We start from the raw sequence: 21,055 nt of genomic DNA on the forward strand, positions 1-21,055 counted from the left end.
AATGACGTGGAGATCATAAAACGAACAAGGCATGGCATAATAACCACACTTGGACTTTTAATACTGCAAATCGGCCAATCATTATGATCCTGCAGAGCCAGCGACTTTGGCATGAGAAAAAACACCTGACGCCCTGGCACCAGCATGCCAGCGGACAGATCTACCTGTTGACCCATGGCATGATGGCGTTGGAAACCCGGGAGCGCCAATGGGCAATGACCGCCGGCAGCATCGGCTGGCTGCCACCCAACTGTGCGCACCAGGCACTGGCATGCGGCAACGTCGTCGGCTGGGGTCTGTATCTGCCGGAGTCCTACTGTGCGACGCTGCCAGCGCAGCCGCATCTGAGCCCTGCCTCCGCATTGATTCAGGCGTTAATGGAACGTATTGCTCCTTTTGCCGGACAAGAGCTGGATCCGGCGCAACAACGCCTATTGCGGGTCTTGTTGGATGAGATTTCTGTGGAAGAGAGCGTACCGCTGCAGTTACCGCTACCGCAGGACGCCAGGCTGTTGAAAATCGCCCGCGCCCTGCTGAATGAACCCGCCAGCGCGCGTACCCAGAGTGACTGGGCCGCCTGGGCCGGGGTGAGCGTGCGCACCCTCAGCCGCCGTTTTATCAGCGAAACCGGTGTGACCTTCGCCCGTTGGCGCCAGCAAGCACGGGTGATTCGCTCGCTGGAGCCGCTGTCGCGTGGTGAATCGGTCGGTCGCATCGCCGGTGAATGCGGTTATGACAATGTCAGCGCCTATATTGCCGCCTTCCGTCAGCGTTTTGGCACCACGCCGGGACTGTATTTTAGTCAGCCTCAGCCGGTAACAGCGCCTGACGCGTCGCGTTAAGAAACTGTTCTGACAGCGCATCGCCCTGCGTTGCCCTTGCCAACGTCAGTGCCCCCACCAGCATCGCCATCTGCACCAGCGCCTGCTGTTGTCGTTGGGGTTGTTGTTCATCTGGCGAAAGCGACTCCAGCCGCGCCAACATGGCTTTCACACCGCTCAGGTAAGCCTGATGCACGGGTTTATCCGCCTCTTCGCGCGCCACGTCACCGGCCAGAGCGGCAACCATGCAGCCTTCGCCCGGGCAGTCGCGGTGCCTGACGTTCAGATAAGCGTCAACCAGAGTCTGTAAATTGTGCTGGTCGGGCTGACGGCTGGCGGCTTCCCAGCGCTGAGCGGATTCCTCTACCGCCCTGCGGCTGGCCACCGCCGCCAGTTCGTCCTTGGAAGCAAAATGGCCATAGAAGCCACCGTGCGTCAGCCCTACGGCCGCCATCAGATCGTTAACGCTGACGCCATTCAGGCCGCGTTCGCGAAAAAGCTGTGAAGACACCTGCTCAATCGCCTCGCGATTGCGCTCCATCTGCTGCTTTGAAACCCGTGCCATGGCGTTTTCTCCTTATCAATCAGGCATCATCTTAGGCTATCCACCGACAGCGCTCAATAGATGATGCCTTTCATCCAAAGAGTCAGGCGCGCGGGGTACGCGGCGCGGCAAAGCGGGAACTGTCACCGCCCTGCGCACGCGCCAGCGTGTCGGCAATCTGCCGATGAGGCGTGCCCGGTTCAATCGCGCTGACCCGATCCAGACGCGCCATCTGCTGCTCGTCCAACGTCAAATCAAGCGCCGCCAACGTATCCTCTAACTGGTCCAGCGTGCGCGAACCCAGAATAGGGATCAGACTGGTGCTGGAATGCGCGGCCCTGTTGCGCAGCCAGGCGATAGCAACGTGGGTCGGCAGGGCCTGGTGTTCTTGCGCAATCGCCAGCACTTCATCCAGCAACGCGGTGTCTTTTTCGCGATGCACCAGGCGCCCCAACTCACTCAATCGACCAGCATCGCTATGGCGATACTTCCCGGTCAACAAACCACCGCCCAGCGGCGACCACAGGGTGGCGGCCATCCCCAGCGCTTCGGCCATCGGCAGCAATTCACGTTCTGCGGTCCGCTCTACCAGGCTGTATTCCACCTGTATACCTGCAATGCGCGCCCAGCCACGCAATTCTGCCAGCGTATCTGCACGGGCAATGCGCCAGGCTGGGAAGTTGGACAACCCGGCATATTGGATCTTGCCGGCGCGGATCAGATCGTCAAAGCTGCGAACGATCTCTTCAAGCGGCGTCAGGTTGTCGGAAAAATGCGCCCACAGCAGATCGATACGATCGGTTTTCAGCCGCTTCAGGCTGTTCTCTACCGAGGCAATCATGTTTTTGCGGCTGTTGCCGGTATAGGCAATACCCGCGTCCGGCGCAGCACCCAAGGTGTATTTAGTGGCGACCACGAAACGGTCGCGTTCGGCGGCGATGAAATCTCCTACCATCTGTTCTGACTGGCCGAATTGGTAAGTATCAGCCGTGTCGATAAAGTTGCCGCCGGCGTCGACATAACGATCGAAAACCTGTTTGGCCTGTTCTTTTTCCGAACCGTAGCCCCAGCCGGTGCCAAAGTTGCCGGTTCCTAATGCCAGTTCAGAAACGCGCAGGCCGGTATTGCGGCCAAAGGTGGTGTATTTCATGGTAAAACCTCACGATTACGTTGCATTTATCAAAATAGATGATGGTCATCATTATTTTATATATGTCACTCATCATTTATAAAAGCAAGCGCAATCTGCGGCGAAGGCAAAAACCAAGGGAAAATACGAAGAGATCGGGCACGCAGCGCGGTGCCCGAAAATGTCAGAGGGGATTACTTTACCGTTTCCAATTGCAGTACGGCGAGGATCTTTTCAACCACCTGCTGTGGGTTACCGGTGCCGTCCATCACGTAGTGCGCGGTCTCCTGATACAAGGCCTCGCGTGCGGCCAGCACTTCCAGCATCTCCTCAGCGATCGGACGACCGGTCAACGTGGGGCGTTGCGCGTCTTGCGGATACTCTTCCAGCCGCTGCGCCAACACCTCGGCCGGTGAGCGCAGATAAATGACGGTGCCGTGCTGACGCATAAATTGACGGTTCTCTTCCGCCAGGATCGCGCCGCCGCCGGTGGCAACTACAGTTGACGGTTGGGTGACGGTTTGCAGAGCAATGCTTTCACGGCGGCGAAATCCCAGCCAGCCTTCATTTGCGACCATTTCCGCCACGCTCATTTGCGTGGTCTGTTGCATAAACAGATCGGTATCGGTGAATTGATAGCCCAGCGCCAACGCCAGTGCACTGCCCACCGTGGTTTTACCGGCGCCGCGCGCGCCCACCATGAAAATGGTTTGTGTCATTACGGGTTGTCCCTTATACGGTGACTTGAATGCGTTAGCACGCCAGAATCCAGCGTGCAGATCGTGCGATGGCGTAGTTGCTGCATCATACCGCCATCAGCCTGTATTTCAATATTTACGATAGTGTAAATTCCATGGCACAGCGGCTGCCTGCGGCAAAACCCTGCGCCACCTCTTCCGCCAACCTTGCCCTCAACGACGAGCTGAGCCGTTCGGCGGCTATCGGACTGAACCCCAGACGCCGGTAATAAGGCGCATTCCAGGGCACGTCAATAAAAGTAGTTAGCGTCAGGCGCTGCGCGCCCGATAACGCGGCCTGCGCCGCAACCTCAACGAGCAGGTGGCGCCCGATGCCCTGACGTTGCCAGTTGGCAGCCACAGACAGTTCGGCGATATGCCAATCATGCTGTTGCGGCACGACGGCGATAAAGCCGGCGACCTCCCCCGCCGCACCTTCCGCCAGCCATTCATGCTGTCGCTGAATAAAATCAGCATGCTGCTCTGCGCTCATCACCGGACCTTCAGCGATAAAACGCCAGGCCGGTTGTTGATGAAACAGCTGCGCCGCCGAGCGCTCAACGGCTATCAGTTGAGCGATATCCTGCGGCTGCGCCAAACGGATTTGCAGGCTCATCGGGTTCTCCTTAACAACGGGGCCGGCTATTTAACCAGATTTCCCCGACGGCAGATACCTGCTCGCCGGGACGTATTCCTGTACGAAAAATCAGAAGTCGACACTGGCGCGCAGCACCACTTCTCGCGGTTCCCCTACCGCCACGCGCAAATTGCCGCCGCTGGAAGGGTAATAGGTTTTGTCGAACAGATTCTTCACGTTCAATTGCCACTTCACCCGATAACCCTGCACCGGCATGGTGTAAGCGGCGAAGGCATCGGCAACGGTGTAATTATCAAGACTGAAACTGTTGGCGGCGTCGCCTGGACGACGGCCAACATAACGCGCCCCTGCGCCAATGCGTACGTTGTCGCCGCTATACAGCCCCGGGGAGCCCAGATCCTGCGTCAGGAACAGCGAGGCGGTATGGCGCGCCACGTTGGTCATCTCCTTACCCTTGTTGTCCGGGTCATCAACCACACGCGCGTCGGTGTATGCGTAAGAGCCGATCATGCTTAACGAATCAGTGATGTTGCCAGCAACATCCAACTCCACGCCTTGCGAGCGTACGCGTCCGGCGGTTCGGGTGACGGTTTCACCATCCACCAGTTCGCTGACCATCACGTTACGTTTGGTGATGTCGAACAACGCCAGGGTCCCGGTAACGCCGTTGGGCAATTCGACCTTGCTGCCGACTTCCCAGGCCTTACCCTGTTCCGGCGGCAATGAGCCAATCTGGCTGGCAATGGACGAATTTGGCTTGAAAGACTCGGTGTAACTGCTGTACAGCGACACATAGGGCGTCAGTTTGTAGACCACCCCGGCGCGCGGCACCAATTTGCCGTCGGAGCTGTCGGTGTTGGTGACAAACGGCCGCCCTTTACCGGCAAAAACGTCAAAAGCGTCATAACGCAGCCCGCCCATCACCAACCATTTATCGGTCAATTGAACGGAATCCTGCATAAACCAGCCGTAGCTGGTGAGGTTTTCACGCTGATCGCTGTCTTTGGCACTGACGGCGTTCGAGGTTGGCATCAGGCCATACACCGGATCATAGATATTGAAATCGCTGTTCTTCTTGCCACGGATCATATCGCCGCGGTAGGTACGGTTATCTTCAAAATCAAAGCCAAACAGCATCTGGTGGTTGATGCTGCCCCAGTCAACGTCACCGTTGAGCGTCAGCTGTACCGCGTTGGCATGGCTGACAGCATGGGCGGTGGAGTCGGCCTGGCGCGACAGCACGCCAGTTTCAGGATCCAAAGCCAGCGCGCGCGCCTGATTGTCACTGTAACTGTTACGGCTATAGGCGTAGGTCAGAGAGCTTTTCCAGCTTTCATTCAGCACCTGATCAACCTGCAGGGTGACGCTGTCCTGATCGCCCCGCGTGGCGTTATAACTTTCGTCGAAGCGGCGGTCGCGCGGCGTATTTACCGGTTTGCCGGTGCGCGAATCAATGATGGTGCCGCGGTCGAACGGCACCAGATATTCCATATGTTCGTAGGCAACGCGTACCGTGGTGCTCTCGCCGTACCACATCAGCGACGGCGCAATCACCGTTTGGCGGTTACGGCCAAAGTTACGCCAGTAATCGGTTTCATCGTGATCGACAATCATCCGGTATGCGAACCCGGAGGTACCAAGCGGACCGGTGACGTCCAACTGACCGCCGCCGCCCTTGAAGCTGCTGCCCCAGCCTTCCACATGGGTGTGCTGCTGCAGCTGCGGCTTTTTGGTGATCATGTTGATCATCCCGCCCGGTTCACCCATGCCGTAAAGCATCGAAGCCGGGCCTTTCAGCACCTCAACCCGCTCAGTGGTCGGGGTAAAATTACGCGCCTGCACCGAACGCACGCCGTCACGCAAAATGGAGCCGTCGCGGTTATCACCAAAACCGCGCTTCATCACCGCGTCCTGGGTACCGCCCAAGGTGTTCGCCTGGGTAATGCCACTGACGTTATACAGCGCTTCATCCAGGCTGCTGACCGCCTGATCGGTAATCACCTGCTGCGGCACCACGTCGATTGCCTGCGGCACGTTCAGCAGGCTGGTCTCGGTTCGGGTGCCGGTCACGCTGGTCAGCGGCTGATAACTTTGCACGCCCTTCGCAGAGGCCTGGCCGACCACCACCAGGGTTTCCCCTGGTTCTTTTTCGGCGGTTTTGTCGGCGCCGATCGCCGGTGCAGACGCACAGGCCGCCAGAGGCAGTGCGCACCACCAGCCGCGCTGGGTATTATTCATTTTGTAACTGACTCCAATAGGTCCCTGAAAAAGGTAACGGCAAAAATTGTTGATAGAGTTGCTTAAAGGTCTGTTGCGGGTTGATGTCAGCAAACAGATCCGGGTAAAACGCTTTGGCGAACATTTCGACTGCCACGACGTGGTACGGGCTGAGATAGAAGTTGTGCCAGATACTCCAGGCCTGATGATTTTTTATCGCTTTCAGGTTGGCGAGCATCGGCTGTTTTTGCATGATCTGACGGAAGCTTTCATCCGCTTCCTGCTGGGTAACCAGCGGCCCCAGGCGCAAATCGGAAAAGCGCTTACCCTGTGGACCGGCCATGCCGGTGGCAATGTAAATATCAGGATTGGCGGTCAGAATGGTTTCCGGGTTCAGTTCGCCATAAACCCCTTTGATACTGGCGCTGGCGATATTGTCGCCGCCGGCAAAGGCCAGCAGATCGCCGAGATTGCCATGAGCCGCGGTGGTGCAGCAGGTTTCACGCCGCCCGAGGTGCAAATGCAGCATGACCTTGGGCTTTGGCCCCCGATAGCTGGCCAGACGCTGCTGGATCACCGCCATATGCTGCTGGTAGAAGTCGATAAACTGCTCCGCACGCTGCTGACGGTTGAGCACCTCACCCAGCAGTCGAACGCTGGGTACGGTGTTATGCAGCAGGTCGACCCGTAAATCGACGTAGATAACGGCAATACCCGCCTTACTCAGCGCCGTTAGCAACAAATCGCTGTCGCCCTCCTCCTTCGCATAGCGGGCAAGGATCACCAGATCCGGTTTCAACTGGATCAGATTTTCAATGTTAACCTGGCGGAAGTTGCCCTTGCTGATAGAGGGTATGGCTTTGATCTGAGGAAATTTCTGCGTATACAGCTGCCAGCTTTGCGCATCGAAACGCGCCATGTCTTCCGGCCAGCCGACAATGCGTTGCGCAGGATTACCCGGCTCCAGCAACGCCAGGGTATACAGCATGCGGCTTTCGCCTACCACGATGCGCTGCGGATTATCCGGCACCTCAACCTGGCGGCCAGTGATGTCGGTGACCATTTTCGCCTGAACGTTAAAAACGCCAAGCAGCAAGGAAAACAGCAGTAACATGAGGGAATTGCGCATGGGTAAGCCGGATCGGTAAAATATGCGCGCATGATAATCACTCTCATTAACACTTTCAATCACAACGCTTGGCGGATCGGTTAAATCCGCTGAATCACGCTATTTCGGCGCTGATACGTGAAAAATCGCTGTAAATGCCGTTTTATAAAGTTAAAAAATCGGTCGATAATGCGATCTGTGGCAAGCCAGATTGCAGATAATTCAGGAGGTACCGAGATGACCCAACGTATTATTCCATTGGCGGAGTGCCCACAGTTCAGCGACGTTTGCGCCGCATGGGCGTTTGGTCAATGGGGTTCGCAACGCGGCGGTTCACTGGAACGCACGCGTCAACGCTTTGCACAGTGCGCGCAGCCGAGCGAAGATTACACCACCCTGCTGGCGGTCGAGGACGAACGCCCATTGGGCATGGCCAGCCTGTGGCCGAGCGACGATCATCATCGGATGGACCTTTCTCCCTGGCTGGCCGGCGTATTCGTCCATCCGGATCACCGTCGCCAGGGCATTGCACAGCGGCTGGAGGCGGCCATCGTGTTGTTGGCACGCCAACGCAATCACCCCGTATTGCACCTGATCACCGATAAATCCGAGGCGCTGTATGCGGGTTGGGGCTGGCAGACCATCGAACGCCGACGGCAATATGATGGCGAAGTGGTGGTGATGGAAAAAAAGCTGGGCTAACGCGGCGTGCAAATGTAAACCAACGCCGGCGGGAAGTTGCGCACCACCCGCAGCCGCTTCCAGTGAAAATAGCGGGACAGCAGCTTTTCCGACAGGTGGCTGTACTGAAACAGCACCAAGGTTCCGTTGCGCGCGAGCAAACGCTGCTGTGCCTGCTGCAAAATACGAATGCTGATTTTTAGCGGGATCGACAGCAACGGCAGGCAAGAGAACACCACGTCATAATCGCCGGCCATCTCTTCAGCCGAGCGATCCATCACCTGCAGACGACGATCGTCAATTTTCCGCAGCTGATGAACAAAATGAGATTGGATTTCAAAGGCCTCGAGCGAAGCATCTGCACGCATCCGGCCTAATATCCGCTTGGTCAGCACGCCGTCCGCCGCGCCCAGTTCGGCGATCGACAGCGCCCCGGTCCATTCAACCTGATTCAACATCGCCTGACATAACCAGGGGGAAGAAGGTGCCAGCGTACCAATGGTGCGCGGCGAAGCCATAAACTGCTGGAGGTAGGAAAAGTGATTTTTCAGTTGCAGCCGTGTCGCGTTTAACATTGGGGCCTCCTTAGGTTGAGTAGTCACCAATCTGACCCCAATTCCTTAAGTATTCATTAACATGTTTCCTAAAACCGCCGACACAGTTGTAATAAAATGCAACCGAGCGCAGATAAAAAAGGGTGTGGACATCATCATCGGGTAATCAAGTAATTGCATTACCGGTCAGATTATTATCCACACCCGTTTATTTTATCGGCCACCTGTTACAGTGGCCGAATTTTATTTACTGCAGACGATTAACGATATATTTCTGCATTACCGCGCCAGTTGCTGGAATCCCCCGGGGTGTCCAGCCCGATAATACGAATGCTGCTGGCGCCGTCCGCCTGAGCTTTTTCTTTCAGTGCGTGAACCGCATCGCCCGGAGAACCGCTAACGCCGGAAACCGACACTACGCCAAGGCTTTGCATACCGCTGGCCTGCTCTGTATTGATCTGTTTTACCGATGACAGCGGCGCTGCAAAGGAAGAGAATGAAGCGGCTGCCAAAAGAACTGCTGCGATGCCAGGTAATAGTTTCATAATGAACTCCAGATGTTTTTGTTTATTTTCTCGTATCAGTGGAGTTAATTATCTACCAGGCAATGAAAGCAGACGTAATCCAATGTAAAGAACATCAATCATTGTGATGAAAATAAGGAGGAAGTACGTGCAGGTATGTCTCTGGCAGGACAAAGCGGGTCTATACCGTCACTCTACCCCTGACAGATGACAATTTAAAGTCTGTTTGGCCAGGGAATATAAAAACCGCCCCTTTTAAGATTCTTCTCCCCGCAACCGCGACTGAACTACGCTATTTCTGAAGGTTATCATTATGGAAGGACTCCCTATGTCGCAAACCTTACTGCGTGTTCGTGATGGTCATGGTGCTTCGGTTTCGTTTTCGGAACTGCTGTTCGATCTGATTTACGTTTTTGCCGTTACCCAACTTTCCCACTACCTGCTGCACCATCTGACGCTGACCGGCGCGGTGGAAACGCTGCTGCTGTGGTTCGCCGTTTGGCTGGCCTGGCAATACACCGCCTGGGTCACCAACTGGTTTAACCCGGATACCCGTCCTATCCGTATTCTGCTGTTTGGCATCATGTTGTTGGGCCTGTTCGCTTCTTCTGCTCTGCCACAGGCCTTTGGCGAACGCGGGCTGACTTTTGCGCTGTTTTACGTGGCGATCCAGGTGGGCCGATCGTGCGTGGTGCTGAACCTGCTGCCCGCCGGCCATCCACTGAAACAAAACTTCCGCCGTATTCTTGGCTGGATGTGTATTTCAGCGGTGTTCTGGATCCTTGGCGGCCTGGCGGAAGGTCATAACCGACTGGTGCTGTGGGCGCTGGCCGTATTGTGCGAATACGTTTCGCCGATGTTCGGCTTCCGCTTACCGGTGCTGGGTCGCTCCGACAGCAGCAGCGAATGGACTATCGAAGGCCATCATCTGGCGGAACGCTGCCAACTATTCGTGATCGTAGCGTTGGGGGAAACCATTCTGATTACCGGTTCGACCCTTAGCGAAATGGAGTCCTGGAGCGCACCGGTGTTGATTGCCTCACTGGTGGCGTTTCTCGGCAGCCTGGCGATGTGGTGGGTCTATTTTGATACCAGCAGCAAAGCCGGCAGCCATGCTATCAGCCAGGCGGAAAACCCCGGCCAGCTGGGCGCTAACTTCCATTACGTACACGTGGTGCTGGTTGGCGCGATCATCGTCTGCGCCGTTGCCAATGAACTGGTGATCGCCCACCCTGACGGCCATATCGACAATGTGACGGCAGCAGTGCTGCTGCTGGGCCCGGCGATTTACCTGCTCGCCAACGCACTTTACAAGCGGTTGGTGTATCGTCGGTTCCCGCTTTCGCACCTGGTGGGATTGATCGCTTTGGCGGTATTGGCGCCGATAGCTTACCTCACCGATTTACTGATGGTGAATGGCCTGACCACGCTGATTATGGTGGCCGTCGCGGTGTGGGAGAGTATTTCACGCGGCAGAACGCCGCAGGCCGGCGGCGTTCACTGATAAATCAGAAAACAGGGGGCAGCGCGCTATTGAGACGTCGCCCCCTGTTGCCTTATTTACTTCAGCGGTTGCGGTAGCGTCAGCACCCACAGCTCGCTAAGCGATTCCGGTTTCTCCAGCGGTTGCAGCTCGATACGGGTGGATACCGCTTTGCCGTCCAGGCTCAGGCTGCCTTGTTTATCCAGCTGATAATCGCCGATTTTCTTGGCCTTGGGTTGTGCGTCCACCAGCTTGGCCTGCAGGCCAAAATCGTTATCGTTAATCACCGCCAGGGTGCGATCGTCAATTAGCGACAGGCCCTCTACCTTCTCCTGTTGCCAACCCAATTTACGCAGATCCACCACTTCACGTTTCTGCGCCAGCTTCACGCCGCGCTTGGCGAGATCTTTGGCATCGTCAAACTCCAGCGCCTTTCCTTTACCGTCGAAAGCCGTCAGATCGCTCGCCTGGCTGAGATCGACCAGATAGATCTTATTGATCATCTGCTTGTCTTTATCGCTGCCCTGCTCAACCAGCAGGATATGTTGGTTGTCCACCGCCACGATGTCACCCACCTTGGCGTCTTTGGCTTTTTTATAGCTGTCGATATCGATCGGATAGCCGTACATGGCCGTTTTGCCGCTGGCCGGATCAAAACTGACCAAGCGCGTAAACTGCGCCTTGTTTTTACTCTTGCCATCGACGTCGAGCGTACTCTGCACCGCAGCCAGAATACGGCCGTCCGGCAAACGGGTGATCCCTTCGAAGCCCCGGTTCGGCTGGCGCCACTTGATGATATTCGGTAACCCGCTGGCCACTGCTTGCTCCCCCTGATCCGGGGTCGGGCCGTATTTGGCGAGGATCTTGCCCTGATTGTCGATATGGATCAGGAATGGACCATATTCATCACACAGCCAATAGCCGCCTTTACCGTCCGGCGTGATGCCTTCGGTATCCAGCCCACGTCGATCGCTTTCCAACGTTTTCAGCGTGTCGCTCAGCGCCACTTCATTGGTTGAACCAATCAACCCCGCCGGTAGCGGTAATCCGCTGATAGGGCCTTGCTGGTCATGCAGCGGACGCAAGTTGCTGGCGACCGCCTTGCCGTCGCCAACGCGAATGTCCATCAGCAACGGCACAAACTGCGGATTAGCGAAGATTTTCGCTTCCTGATCGCCTACCGCAGGCGCGTCGGCATTCGGGCCGCGATCGGTCAACGTCGTTAACAGCAAGTCCTTACCCTCACGCCCATTGAATACCAGGCCCGATCCGATACCCACCGGTAATCCTTGCGGGAAATTCTTGGCGAATGCTCCCTGATAACTCACATGCTCGCCCCCCGGAAAACTGACAATATAACGCGCCACTTCAACGTCGGTGGCAGCATAAGAAAACAGGGGGAACAACGCGCTGATTAACAGCGAAACTGATTTTATTTTCATGATGTTGGCTCAGTGTTATGGGGGTAGAGTTGGCAGCTTGCTAAGGTATTAGTCTTACATGACAGCCTGATGACAAACGGACCTAATGCTATGAATTGCAGCAACAATTAAATATGGCAAATAGGAATTAGCAATTAACGCAGACAATTCGAATGGAAAAAACAGATAGAAAATCAAATTTAACCATAGCTATTTTCCGCTAAAAATACCTATACCAGCTAAGCTTAGGGTAAATTCTTATAACAGCGATAAAAAAAACAGCAAACGCACGAAAAACCTAAGAATAGGGATGAAGTCGCATAGACAAAATTAATTCCCGGGGATTTAATACCCGCTGTTACTCAAGGTGCATTAAGAAATTACTTATAGAAACCTGCATTAATTTAAAAAGGTGTTCTATAGTTTTTAGTGCTAACGCCCGTTAGTATTTTCCGTGGGATGGAATCTATGTCAAAGCGACTTTTTGCCGAATTTTTTGGCACATTTTGGTTGGTGTTCGGTGGTTGTGGTAGCGCAGTATTAGCAGCTGCATTCCCACAACTGGGTATTGGTTTTCTTGGTGTCGCACTCGCTTTTGGTCTGACTGTAGTCACTATGGCTTATGCCGTTGGCCATATTTCTGGCGGGCACTTTAACCCGGCCGTTACCGTAGGTTTATTTGCCGGCGGTCGCTTCGCCGCGAAAGACGTTATTCCCTACGTGATTGCTCAAGTGATTGGCGGGATTGCTGCAGCGGCGGTGTTGTATTTGATCGCCAGCGGCAAAGCAGGTTTTGATCCTACCGGCGGCGGCTTTGCTTCCAACGGTTACGGTGAACATTCACCGGGCGGTTATTCTCTGCAATCCGCGATTGTTATTGAATTGGTATTGACCGCATTCTTCCTGATCGTTATTCATGGCGTGACCGATAAGCGTGCACCGGCAGGATTTGCTCCGCTGGCCATCGGTTTGACATTAACGCTGATCCACCTGATCAGTATTCCGGTAACCAATACTTCTGTTAACCCGGCACGCAGTACCGGTGTAGCAATATTCCAGGGAACCTGGGCATTGCAACAGCTTTGGGTATTCTGGCTGGTGCCATTAGTTGGTGGTGCTATCGGCGGCCTGATTTATCGCTGCCTGTTGGAAGACAAGAAGTAATTTATACCCGGTAATGTTCTGTCAGGGCAGCCGCTATATCCAATGGACTTCCGGTTATCGCTAATCACGCGGTAATCGTAAAGATAGAGGGTATATAGGCTGCCCTGAAATTATTTATCCTCTGACCGCCTCAAACATCATAATATCGCTGGTGAATGAGCCGTCCGGCTGAATGGCAAAATGCTGCAGCACCTCTTCAGAAACCCCCTGTTGCAACGCTCGGATCGCGGTAACGAAATGCTCCGGCGTACGCATACGCGCGACCCAACTGCTGAATTCCAGATATAACCTGTCCGACGTCACTTCCCGTACCAGCAGCCCTGATTCAGTCAGTAACCCCAACCATTCACCCGGCGCATAATTGCGGACATGCGAAGTGTCATGCAGCACCTCAACGGTTTGCAGATAGATATCCAGCAGCGGATGCCCCGGTGAGACCACATCCATAAAGATCGCTCTGCCGCCCGGTTTCAACACCCGGCGCACTTCGCGCAGCGCCTGGCCGACATCATGCCAATGGTGGGCCGAATAGCGGCTAATCACCAGATCGAAGCTGGCGTCCTCAAACGGCAGTGATTCCGCGACGCCCTGCTGCACCTGAATATTATTGAAACCTTTCTCTACCGCGGCCTGGCTCACTACCGCCAGCATTTGCGCCGACAAATCGTAGGCCACAACCTGAGCCACTTTCGCTGCGGCGGTAAAGCTGGCATGCCCGGCCCCACACCCCAGATCCAGCAGCCTGGCATCGGGATAAGGCTCCAGCAACTGCGCCAGTCGCTGCAGATCCTTCCCCTGTGCATGAACTGCGCTGGTCAGATAGGCGCTGGCCTGCTCACCAAATTGACGATCGACCGCATCTTTATGGCTGTTGCTGTTGCTCATATGTGCTTCCTTTTTTGTCTGGCTTGCGCCGGTGCCGGATGGCTTTTTTATTACTATAATCAGCTTAATATACGGGTACAATATGAGCAGTTATCCTAGTATGAGCAGGTACCAGCCTATGCAATCTGAAGCCTTATCCGGCCCCAAAGCCCTCGGCGCTTTCCTGCGTGCGCACCGTGAACGCATCACGCCGGAAATGCTGGGCTTACCCACCGCACCACGCCGCCGCACCAGTGGACTGCGCCGTGAAGAGCTGGCGCAAATCAGCGGTATCAGCGCCACCTGGTATACCTGGATCGAGCAAGGCCGCGAGGTATCCATCTCGCCGCATACGCTGGCGCGTATCGCCAAAGCACTGCGGTTAGGGCATGCCGAGCGCCACTACCTGTTTACCCTGGCGCGAGTCGCAGACCCCGAACAGGAACAGCCTCACGAAGCCGACAACAGCGCGGTGCTGCAAAGCGTTAACCAGGTGACGGTGCCTTGCTACCTGCTGGATATCACCTGGAATATCGTCGCCTGGAACCCGGCGGCGGAAAGCCTGTTCTGTGGTTGGCTGGGCCAAGCCGCTACGCCCAATCTGCTGCACTTTATGTTTTTCCACCCGTTAGCCAAAACGCTGGTCAGCGACTGGGAGGAACGGGCACGCCGCGTGGTCGCCGAGTTTCGTGCCGAAACCAGCCACCATCAAAATACCGAAGAGATGCGCGCTTTCGTGCGCAACATGACGCACAACAGCGAAGCCTTCCATCACTGGTGGAAACAGCATGACGTACTGGCACGCGAGGGGGGCGAGCGTACCTTCTCTCATGTGCAACACGGGGAGTTGCGCTATCGTCAACTGACGTTTAATCCATCGGAAAATAGCGGTCTGAAACTGGTGATGCTGATCCCTCTGACGTAACGGGTAACAAATTCATAAACAGGTTTACCTGCCATTTATTTATTGGTTCATCTAAACGCGCTAGGGTGACAGTTACCGATGATATCTATCATCCAGTATCGTTATTCATCTCCTAGAGGTAATCCTATGCAATCCGAAGAACAACGTCTTATCGATGGTCTGTTTGGCCGCTTGAAAGAAGCCGAGACCAAGACGGGCCAGAGGGATCTCCAGGCAGAGCAGCAAATCAACCAACACATCCGCGAACAGCCTTCCGCACCTTATTACATGGCTCAGGCGATGATCATTCAGGAAGCGGCGCTGAAGCAGCTCGACCAGCGGGTGAAGGATCTGGAGAGCCAGATTGCCCAGCAACAGCAAAATAACGCCAACCAACAAAGCAGCGGCGGCTTTCTGGCCGGGCTGTTTGGTGGCGGTAATCGCAACGCGCCAAGCCCGCGCGAGCAGTATCAGGCGCAACAGCAGAATAACGCGGCATGGAACAACCAGCCGCAGGCGGGCTATGCTCAACAGCAGCAACCAGCTTACAGCCAACCGCAGCAAGCAGCACCTTCACGTGCCGGCGGGTTCCTCGGCGGGGCATTGCAGACTGCCGCCGGCGTGGCGGGCGGTGTGGTGCTGGCCGACATGTTGACCGGTATGTTCCGCCATTCACAACCACAGGAAATTGTTAATATTATCGATGAAACGCCGGCAACACCGGTGGATGACAGCGCGATGAATAATTTCGACGCGTCCAACAATCTCGATACCTTTAACAACGGCGGTGATAGTCGCTTCCTCAACCAAGATAACGGCTTCCAGAACGCGGATTATCAAAACGACGATAACACCGATTTCGCCGACGACGACTACAGCGACGACGATTCGTTTATCTGATCCTTCCCCCCCTTTCCACCCGGAGAGGGGGGGTTTCTGTTTCTTCTTCCGCACCGCTGGTCTACAGTTAAACCTGTCCAATCACAGCAGGTTACGCAAGCTATGCCGAAGATGAACCCTATCGCCCCCTATGCAAGCCCTCGCCTGTTGATGCGTCCGCCGGTGGCCGACGATTTGCCGCGTTTTTACGCCATTTTTGGCGATCCCGACACCCAGCGTTTTAATCCCGCAGGCCCCATCGCCAGCGAAGAACAGGCACGATTGGCGCTGACGGGGCGGATCGAAAATTGGGCGCAACACGGCTATGGCTCCTGGGCAATTGCACTGCGTGAGCAGCCGGAGCGGGTCATTGGCTTTGGCGGGTTGTCCTGGCGGCCGTTAGGGGCTCAGCGCACGGTGAATTTGGGCTATCGTTTTGATACGCAGGTTTGGGGCAGCGGCTTGGCCACTGAGTTGGCGCAGGCCTCGCTGGAGTATGGTTTCAAGCATCTGCAGTTGACAGAAATTTCGGCTATCGTGCGCGAAAAAAATCTGGCCTCATGCCGCGTGCTGGAAAAAGCGGGGTTACGTTTGGTCGATACTCTGGATGACGTGCCCGGCGATACGCCAAGCCTGGTTTACAGCATTACGCGCAGTGAGTATCAGGGCTGCTGAACCGGCGGTTCATCATTGATCTTCGCCAGCGCCCGACGGTAGGACTTAACCTTTTGGCGCTTCTTCAACCAGGTGGTGGTTGAGACAATAAAAATTAGCCCGGACATGGTCAGTACGCCGATCGGGTGGCCGTAAAACACCATAAGGGCGAAATAAATAGCGGAGACAATCGCCACCCATTTTGCCGTATTTCCCACCGCATTTTTCTCCTGACTCAAACGGCGGATGTACTCTTCTTCACTGATCCCCATACGCGCTCCTTTTTAGCTGAACGTTCCACTATATTGGGGCGGAATGATGATAATTCAATCGATTAAAGGGTAAAGAAGCGTAAAGCTCAGCGAGATTGCTCACGACGATGACGCAGATAACGCCCCGGCAAAACCTCTCCAGGCAACGCCGTGCCAGCATTGCGGCCAAATAACCTATAGCGATTGCTCGCCACTGCATTGTAAAACCTATCCGCCAGGCGCTGCGGCAAAAAGCGCGCCAGTGCCAACAGGCGAAATGGCCAGCCAAGCTGACGCAACGCCTGAAAAAACGCCGCCGAACGCAACCAATGTCGGCCCGGTTCAAGATAAACGATGGAGTCAAAACGGTCGGTAGGCAAGGCCAGCCAATTCAGGATTGCCTGACCTTCTTCGGATTGCACAGTGGCCAACAGGATCTTGCCCTGCCGATCGGCACGGATCAAAAATCTCACCAGCCCGTGACACAAATTACATTCGCCATCGAATAACAGCACCCGGCCACCGGGCTGGAGATAAGGGGGGAGCGTTGACGGATTCATCCTGCCTCCTGAGGTTTACCCCAGACTAACGCGCATTCCCCTTCAGAACCAGCGGGGCCGCTTACGGCGCTGGGGACGCAGGTGGCGTATCCGGCAATGCCACTACCGAGATTCGTACTTCGTAATGCTTGGCGTTACCGGCGGGGATCACCGAAGTCAGCTTATTGATGGTTTCAGTGGGATTATCGCTGGCGGAAGTCGCACAGAACAGCTCACCGCCGTGGCAGAAGCCCGGTTTAGGCATATGCCCACCAGGGAAAGGAGGTAAACGGAACTGCTGTTCTGCAGGGGGGACGTTTTTTTCTGCCGGAGCCGGAGCGGAAAGCGCGCTAACGCTGAACAGCGTCACGGCAGCCAGCACAGGAAGCGTCAGTACTTTGATTGCATTTTTCATGTTGTCGATCTCATTTGCCGGGATTGGGCCTAACCTACCCCGCCCCCGGCCGATGAGAAAGCCGCTTTTCACGACCTTTGCATCCCGATGATCTTTGCTTACATCCCTCCGCTAACGTGATGAAAGCTTAAGGATTGTGTAAAGGCATTAGGGAAAATTTTTATTGTTAACGCCTTGCAAGTACGTTATGAAAAAAACTCATCCCTGCGTTTTTTTCTTCTGCCTGAAGTTCTCATCATCAATACAATAATGGTAGGAGTCGATAATCAACCCCGTGAGCCGCAAGATATTCTCAGGTCGATCGATAATGATGTGCCCTCCTGCGGCAAGCTCCAAACCTGCACGGACAATTTCCGCATGTCTTTCCTCATTAATTTCCAAGGGGAGCAGAACTGTAGGTCTTTGTTTATTATCAAAATAACGAAGAATCCAGCGAGTGGTTTTGCCCTGTACCAGAATGCTGTAATAACTTTCCGTATCTTTTGCTGTTAAATCTGCACTCTCACCCAGAATCATCGCCACATTATCGAATAAAGCTCTTTCAGCATAAGTAGTAACTATCTTGCTGTTTTCTGGATCAATGATCGGCGCTAACGGGTCTGCGTTATTGTTTTGCTCACCTTCGCCGCTCTCTTCGGATAGCGCTTTATTTTCAGACGTCACAGACAGTCCAGATACCACCATAGCACTCACCGCTTTCTCAACGGCCAGACGGACCAAAGGAGTGATAGTCTCTAGAAAACGCTGGTTAAGTTGGCGTTGAACATTGGATCTGTTCGCCACATACCTGACAAAGTCCAAGTCTACGTCTCTCAGGCTAGCACTGATTGTTTTAGTGAATGATGTCAGATAAATGCTCTCCTCAGCCAGCGTCCTCAGGGCTTCCGGCTGAAATTGATCATGTCTAAATCTATAAAGCTGTTCAATATCAGAGTCGTTTAAATCATTAAAATCTATTTTTAGGAAGGGCGTATCATCCATAATATTTTTATCTTTCAGGTCGGTAAAGAAACGCCATTCTTTACCGTTGGTGATCGCAGAAACCGTGACTTCAGGTGTGGCATTAAAGTAACGTGATAGCTGCGGGCTGTGATTTGTTAAGTTTTGATTGAAGGACTTTGCCTCAATAAACATGACCGGTACGGCATGGCAAAAAAGAGAATAATCGACCCGTTCACCGACCTTAACTCCTGGAAAATCAGCACCATATTCTGCTTTTACTTTCGTGGGATCATAAGGATGGAAACCTAGGATCTCCAATAAGGGTAAAATTAAAGCCTGCTTTGTCGTTTCTTCTGTATTGCAATGCTGACCGACCGCGGACACATGATGCACATGCGCTTTAAGCTTATCTCTGAATGCATTCATCAACCATCCCTCTTGCTGTGTTAGACATTCTTCATCTCTTAAAATCAGGCCTACAGAAAGTTTTGTTCTTTCCCACAGCACGACCTTATAGACCGCTGGCTGTTTTATTTATTGAATTAAATAACTTTAAACATTAAATATATAGCAGAACACTACTGCTTTAATCAAAGGCATTAAATCAATATTAATACCGAGTTCAAAATAATCGATCAGGTATTTTTAAACCAAAAGTATTTATAGATATTAAATAATTTCAAACACAATTAAATTTCACTGTTTACACGATATTTTTTCAAAATGATGGGCTGCAGGGCAGGATAATTACAGGACGGAAGGCGAATGAATGGGTTTATCTACTAAAAGACTTCAGATATGCAATCTCACGTAATCTGGCTCAAACGGGGCGCAGCTGTGGGCTGCGCTCCGGGGGAGTTACTTGCCTTTGGTCAGCGTGCTGTAGCTGGTCATCAGGTTGCGGTAATCGGGAATGTGGTTGGAGAACAAGGCCCCCAGCCCTTCGACATCGTTGCGCCAGTCGCGGTGCAGCTCACACGCGACGCCAAACCAGGTCATCAGTTGCGCGCCTTCGGCTTCCATACGGCTCCAGGCCGATTGACGCGTCAGCTCGTTGAAGGTGCCGGAAGCATCGGTGACTACGAACACTTCGAAACCTTCGTTCAGGGCAGACAACGCCGGGAAGGCCACGCACACTTCGGTGACGACACCGGCGATAATTAACTGTTTGCGGCCGGTGGCTTTCACTGCCTTGACGAAGTCGTCGTTATCCCAGGCATTTATCTGCCCAGGGCGTGGAATAAAGGGTGCATCGGGGAATTGAGCTTTGAGTTCAGGGACCAGCGGGCCGTTGGGGCCGTCTTCGAAGCTGGTGGTCAAAATAGTCGGCAGGTTAAAATACTTCGCTAAATCACCCAGTGCCAGTACGTTGTTTTTAAAACGATCGGGATCGATATCGCGTACCAGTGAAAGCAGCCCTACCTGATGATCCACCAGCAAAACGGCAGCCTGATCCTTATCGAGGCGTTTGTAATTTGCAGTCATGGTTTACTCCTGTGGGGTGTTGATTATTGCGGTTAAAGGTTGCCTTGGCCAAGAGGCCAAAGTGCAGAGGTTACCTAAGTGTAGAGCCGGATCCGGAGGTGTTTTTCCGGATCGGCTCTAAGGTGTGCGGTGAGGGCTTAGCCGGCGTGCTTCTCTGCCGTCATGCTGCCGAACTTGCCGCCGTTGAAGTCACGGAAAGCCTGCTGGATTTCCGCGTCGCTGTTCATCACGAACGGGCCATAACCGACGATAGGCTCATCGATCGGCTCACCGCTCAGTACCAGCAAGCTGACATCATTGTTGGCTTCGAGGGTGATTGAATCCCCTGCACGGTCAAACCTGACCATTTGGGTTTCGCGCACCACTTCCTCACCGTTAACATGAATCGCGCCATGCAGTATCACCAGCGCCAGCGTATGCCCTTCCTCCACCGTCAACGTGGTGGTATGACCGGCATTCAGCTTCATGTCCCAGACATTAAGCGGGCTAAAAGTACGCGCCGGACCGGCGTGGCCGCCGAAGTTACCGGCAATCACCCGCACCTGGCCTGCGCCATCCGCCAGTGGAACCACCGGGATATCCGCATTCAGCAGCGTCTGATAACCCGGCTCAGCCATTTTGTCCTTGGCCGGCAGGTTCACCCACAGCTGAACCATTTCCATGGTGCCGCCGTTGCGCGAGAAATCCCGTGAATGGAACTCTTCGTGCAAAATACCCGAGGCGGCGGTCATCCACTGTACGTCACCGGGGCCAATCACCCCGCCGCTGCCGGTGGAATCACGGTGCTCCACTTCGCCTTGGTAGACGATGGTGACCGTTTCAAACCCGCGATGCGGATGCTGACCCACGCCGCGGGTGCCGGAGGCAGAGCGGAACTTGGTTGGCGCAGCATGATCCAACAGCAGGAACGGGCTCATTTCTGCCCCCAAATCGTTATAGGAGAACAGCGAATTCACCAGGAAACCGTTGCCGACCCAGTGGGCTTCAGGGCTGTTGTAAATACCGAGGATCTTTTTCATCTTGAACTCCTGTTTCAGGTCTCACGACCTTAAGTTGATGTCAGAAGTTTAATCCTGCGGCGTTTGCCGCAGTAGTAGGCAAGATGTACACTCAGTGTTCTAGATATAGAACGATGACAAGG

The 21,055-nt window shown here is 54.3% G+C and carries 23 protein-coding genes; 7 read left to right on the top strand and 16 right to left on the bottom strand.

Annotation, left to right across the window (positions count from 1 at the left end; genetic code table 11):
- Positions 1-83 precede the first annotated feature (83 nt).
- Positions 84-842 carry a helix-turn-helix domain-containing protein gene (locus tag AC1RKG_RS14695; RefSeq protein ID WP_493183321.1) on the top strand — a complete coding sequence of 253 codons (759 nt, stop codon included), beginning with the start codon at positions 84-86 and terminating at the stop codon, positions 840-842.
- On the opposite strand, the gene AC1RKG_RS14700 is transcribed toward AC1RKG_RS14695, so the two are convergent.
- The 6 genes from AC1RKG_RS14700 to AC1RKG_RS14725 form a co-directional block, all read right to left on the bottom strand.
- On the bottom strand, positions 799-1,386 hold the full coding sequence (locus tag AC1RKG_RS14700) for a TetR/AcrR family transcriptional regulator (protein ID WP_115059898.1): 588 nt from the start codon (positions 1,384-1,386) through the stop codon (positions 799-801). The genes AC1RKG_RS14695 and AC1RKG_RS14700 overlap by 44 nt on opposite strands.
- An 82-nt stretch (positions 1,387-1,468) precedes the next feature.
- Positions 1,469-2,515: an aldo/keto reductase gene (locus AC1RKG_RS14705; protein WP_048759653.1), complete on the bottom strand. Its 1,047-nt coding sequence runs from the start codon at positions 2,513-2,515 to the stop codon at positions 1,469-1,471.
- A gap of 173 nt (positions 2,516-2,688) precedes the next feature.
- Complete coding sequence (gene aroL / locus AC1RKG_RS14710; RefSeq protein WP_020825424.1) at positions 2,689-3,213, bottom strand: shikimate kinase AroL; 525 nt, start codon at positions 3,211-3,213, stop codon at positions 2,689-2,691.
- Between the two features lie 115 nt (positions 3,214-3,328).
- The gene (locus AC1RKG_RS14715; protein ID WP_493183323.1) at positions 3,329-3,847 is read right to left on the bottom strand and encodes a GNAT family N-acetyltransferase; all 519 of its coding nucleotides are present in this window, start codon (positions 3,845-3,847) and stop codon (positions 3,329-3,331) included.
- A 90-nt stretch (positions 3,848-3,937) separates the two neighbouring features.
- The gene (locus AC1RKG_RS14720) at positions 3,938-6,067 is read right to left on the bottom strand and encodes a TonB-dependent siderophore receptor (protein ID WP_201895691.1); all 2,130 of its coding nucleotides are present in this window, start codon (positions 6,065-6,067) and stop codon (positions 3,938-3,940) included.
- Entirely contained in the window at positions 6,060-7,175 is a 1,116-nt protein-coding gene (locus AC1RKG_RS14725) for an ABC transporter substrate-binding protein (RefSeq protein WP_020825421.1), read from the bottom strand. Before AC1RKG_RS14725 ends, AC1RKG_RS14720 begins: the two co-directional genes overlap by 8 nt.
- Positions 7,176-7,391: 216 nt before the next feature.
- Here AC1RKG_RS14725 and AC1RKG_RS14730 point away from each other — a divergent pair, with 216 nt between their 5' ends.
- Positions 7,392-7,856 carry a GNAT family N-acetyltransferase gene (locus AC1RKG_RS14730; protein ID WP_115059906.1) on the top strand — a complete coding sequence of 155 codons (465 nt, stop codon included), beginning with the start codon at positions 7,392-7,394 and terminating at the stop codon, positions 7,854-7,856.
- Here the strand turns inward: AC1RKG_RS14730 and AC1RKG_RS14735 are convergent.
- Both AC1RKG_RS14735 and AC1RKG_RS14740 read right to left on the bottom strand, forming a co-directional pair.
- Complete coding sequence (locus tag AC1RKG_RS14735) at positions 7,853-8,410, bottom strand: class I SAM-dependent methyltransferase (protein ID WP_044548579.1); 558 nt, start codon at positions 8,408-8,410, stop codon at positions 7,853-7,855. The two genes, AC1RKG_RS14730 and AC1RKG_RS14735, sit on opposite strands and share 4 nt — an antisense overlap.
- A gap of 239 nt (positions 8,411-8,649) precedes the next feature.
- The gene (locus AC1RKG_RS14740) at positions 8,650-8,934 is read right to left on the bottom strand and encodes a YdgH/BhsA/McbA family protein (protein WP_020825418.1); all 285 of its coding nucleotides are present in this window, start codon (positions 8,932-8,934) and stop codon (positions 8,650-8,652) included.
- A gap of 307 nt (positions 8,935-9,241) precedes the next feature.
- On the opposite strand from AC1RKG_RS14740, the gene AC1RKG_RS14745 reads away from it, so the two are divergent.
- Positions 9,242-10,417: a low temperature requirement protein A gene (locus AC1RKG_RS14745; RefSeq protein ID WP_115059910.1), complete on the top strand. Its 1,176-nt coding sequence runs from the start codon at positions 9,242-9,244 to the stop codon at positions 10,415-10,417.
- A gap of 56 nt (positions 10,418-10,473) precedes the next feature.
- On the opposite strand, the gene AC1RKG_RS14750 is transcribed toward AC1RKG_RS14745, so the two are convergent.
- A complete protein-coding gene (locus AC1RKG_RS14750) occupies positions 10,474-11,838 on the bottom strand; it encodes an esterase-like activity of phytase family protein (RefSeq protein ID WP_493183326.1) in 1,365 nt (454 codons plus the stop codon).
- A 447-nt stretch (positions 11,839-12,285) separates the two neighbouring features.
- Here AC1RKG_RS14750 and aqpZ point away from each other — a divergent pair, with 447 nt between their 5' ends.
- Positions 12,286-12,981 carry an aquaporin Z gene (gene aqpZ / locus AC1RKG_RS14755; protein WP_041414261.1) on the top strand — a complete coding sequence of 232 codons (696 nt, stop codon included), beginning with the start codon at positions 12,286-12,288 and terminating at the stop codon, positions 12,979-12,981.
- A 114-nt stretch (positions 12,982-13,095) separates the two neighbouring features.
- Here aqpZ and AC1RKG_RS14760 read toward each other — a convergent pair whose 3' ends face one another.
- A complete protein-coding gene (locus AC1RKG_RS14760; RefSeq protein WP_493183328.1) occupies positions 13,096-13,866 on the bottom strand; it encodes a class I SAM-dependent methyltransferase in 771 nt (256 codons plus the stop codon).
- A 118-nt stretch (positions 13,867-13,984) separates the two neighbouring features.
- On the opposite strand from AC1RKG_RS14760, the gene AC1RKG_RS14765 reads away from it, so the two are divergent.
- The 3 genes from AC1RKG_RS14765 (at position 13,985) to AC1RKG_RS14775 (ending at position 16,303) form a co-directional block, all read left to right on the top strand.
- Positions 13,985-14,770 carry a helix-turn-helix transcriptional regulator gene (locus tag AC1RKG_RS14765; protein ID WP_129982452.1) on the top strand — a complete coding sequence of 262 codons (786 nt, stop codon included), beginning with the start codon at positions 13,985-13,987 and terminating at the stop codon, positions 14,768-14,770.
- Between the two features lie 126 nt (positions 14,771-14,896).
- On the top strand, positions 14,897-15,649 hold the full coding sequence (locus AC1RKG_RS14770; RefSeq protein ID WP_116691201.1) for a DUF2076 domain-containing protein: 753 nt from the start codon (positions 14,897-14,899) through the stop codon (positions 15,647-15,649).
- Between the two features lie 102 nt (positions 15,650-15,751).
- Entirely contained in the window at positions 15,752-16,303 is a 552-nt protein-coding gene (locus AC1RKG_RS14775) for a GNAT family N-acetyltransferase (RefSeq protein WP_493183330.1), read from the top strand.
- Here the strand turns inward: AC1RKG_RS14775 and AC1RKG_RS14780 are convergent.
- The 6 genes from AC1RKG_RS14780 to AC1RKG_RS14805 all read right to left on the bottom strand — a co-directional run bounded on the left by AC1RKG_RS14780 (position 16,291) and on the right by AC1RKG_RS14805 (position 20,933).
- Positions 16,291-16,554: a hypothetical protein gene (locus AC1RKG_RS14780; RefSeq protein WP_046374395.1), complete on the bottom strand. Its 264-nt coding sequence runs from the start codon at positions 16,552-16,554 to the stop codon at positions 16,291-16,293. The two genes, AC1RKG_RS14775 and AC1RKG_RS14780, sit on opposite strands and share 13 nt — an antisense overlap.
- Positions 16,555-16,640: 86 nt before the next feature.
- On the bottom strand, positions 16,641-17,093 hold the full coding sequence (locus AC1RKG_RS14785; protein WP_493183331.1) for a thiol-disulfide oxidoreductase DCC family protein: 453 nt from the start codon (positions 17,091-17,093) through the stop codon (positions 16,641-16,643).
- 61 nt (positions 17,094-17,154) lie between these two features.
- Positions 17,155-17,487: a hypothetical protein gene (locus AC1RKG_RS14790; protein ID WP_046374397.1), complete on the bottom strand. Its 333-nt coding sequence runs from the start codon at positions 17,485-17,487 to the stop codon at positions 17,155-17,157.
- Between the two features lie 198 nt (positions 17,488-17,685).
- Positions 17,686-18,855 (bottom strand): type I restriction endonuclease, encoded by a 1,170-nt coding sequence (locus tag AC1RKG_RS14795; protein ID WP_174573798.1) that lies wholly within the window; start codon positions 18,853-18,855, stop codon positions 17,686-17,688.
- Between the two features lie 432 nt (positions 18,856-19,287).
- Complete coding sequence (gene ycaC, locus AC1RKG_RS14800) at positions 19,288-19,914, bottom strand: isochorismate family cysteine hydrolase YcaC (RefSeq protein ID WP_493183334.1); 627 nt, start codon at positions 19,912-19,914, stop codon at positions 19,288-19,290.
- Positions 19,915-20,051: 137 nt separating this feature from the next.
- Positions 20,052-20,933 carry a pirin family protein gene (locus tag AC1RKG_RS14805; RefSeq protein WP_046374398.1) on the bottom strand — a complete coding sequence of 294 codons (882 nt, stop codon included), beginning with the start codon at positions 20,931-20,933 and terminating at the stop codon, positions 20,052-20,054.
- Positions 20,934-21,055: the final 122 nt, after the last annotated feature.

The organism is Serratia sp. GW822-FHT06D09 (assembly GCF_058799515.1).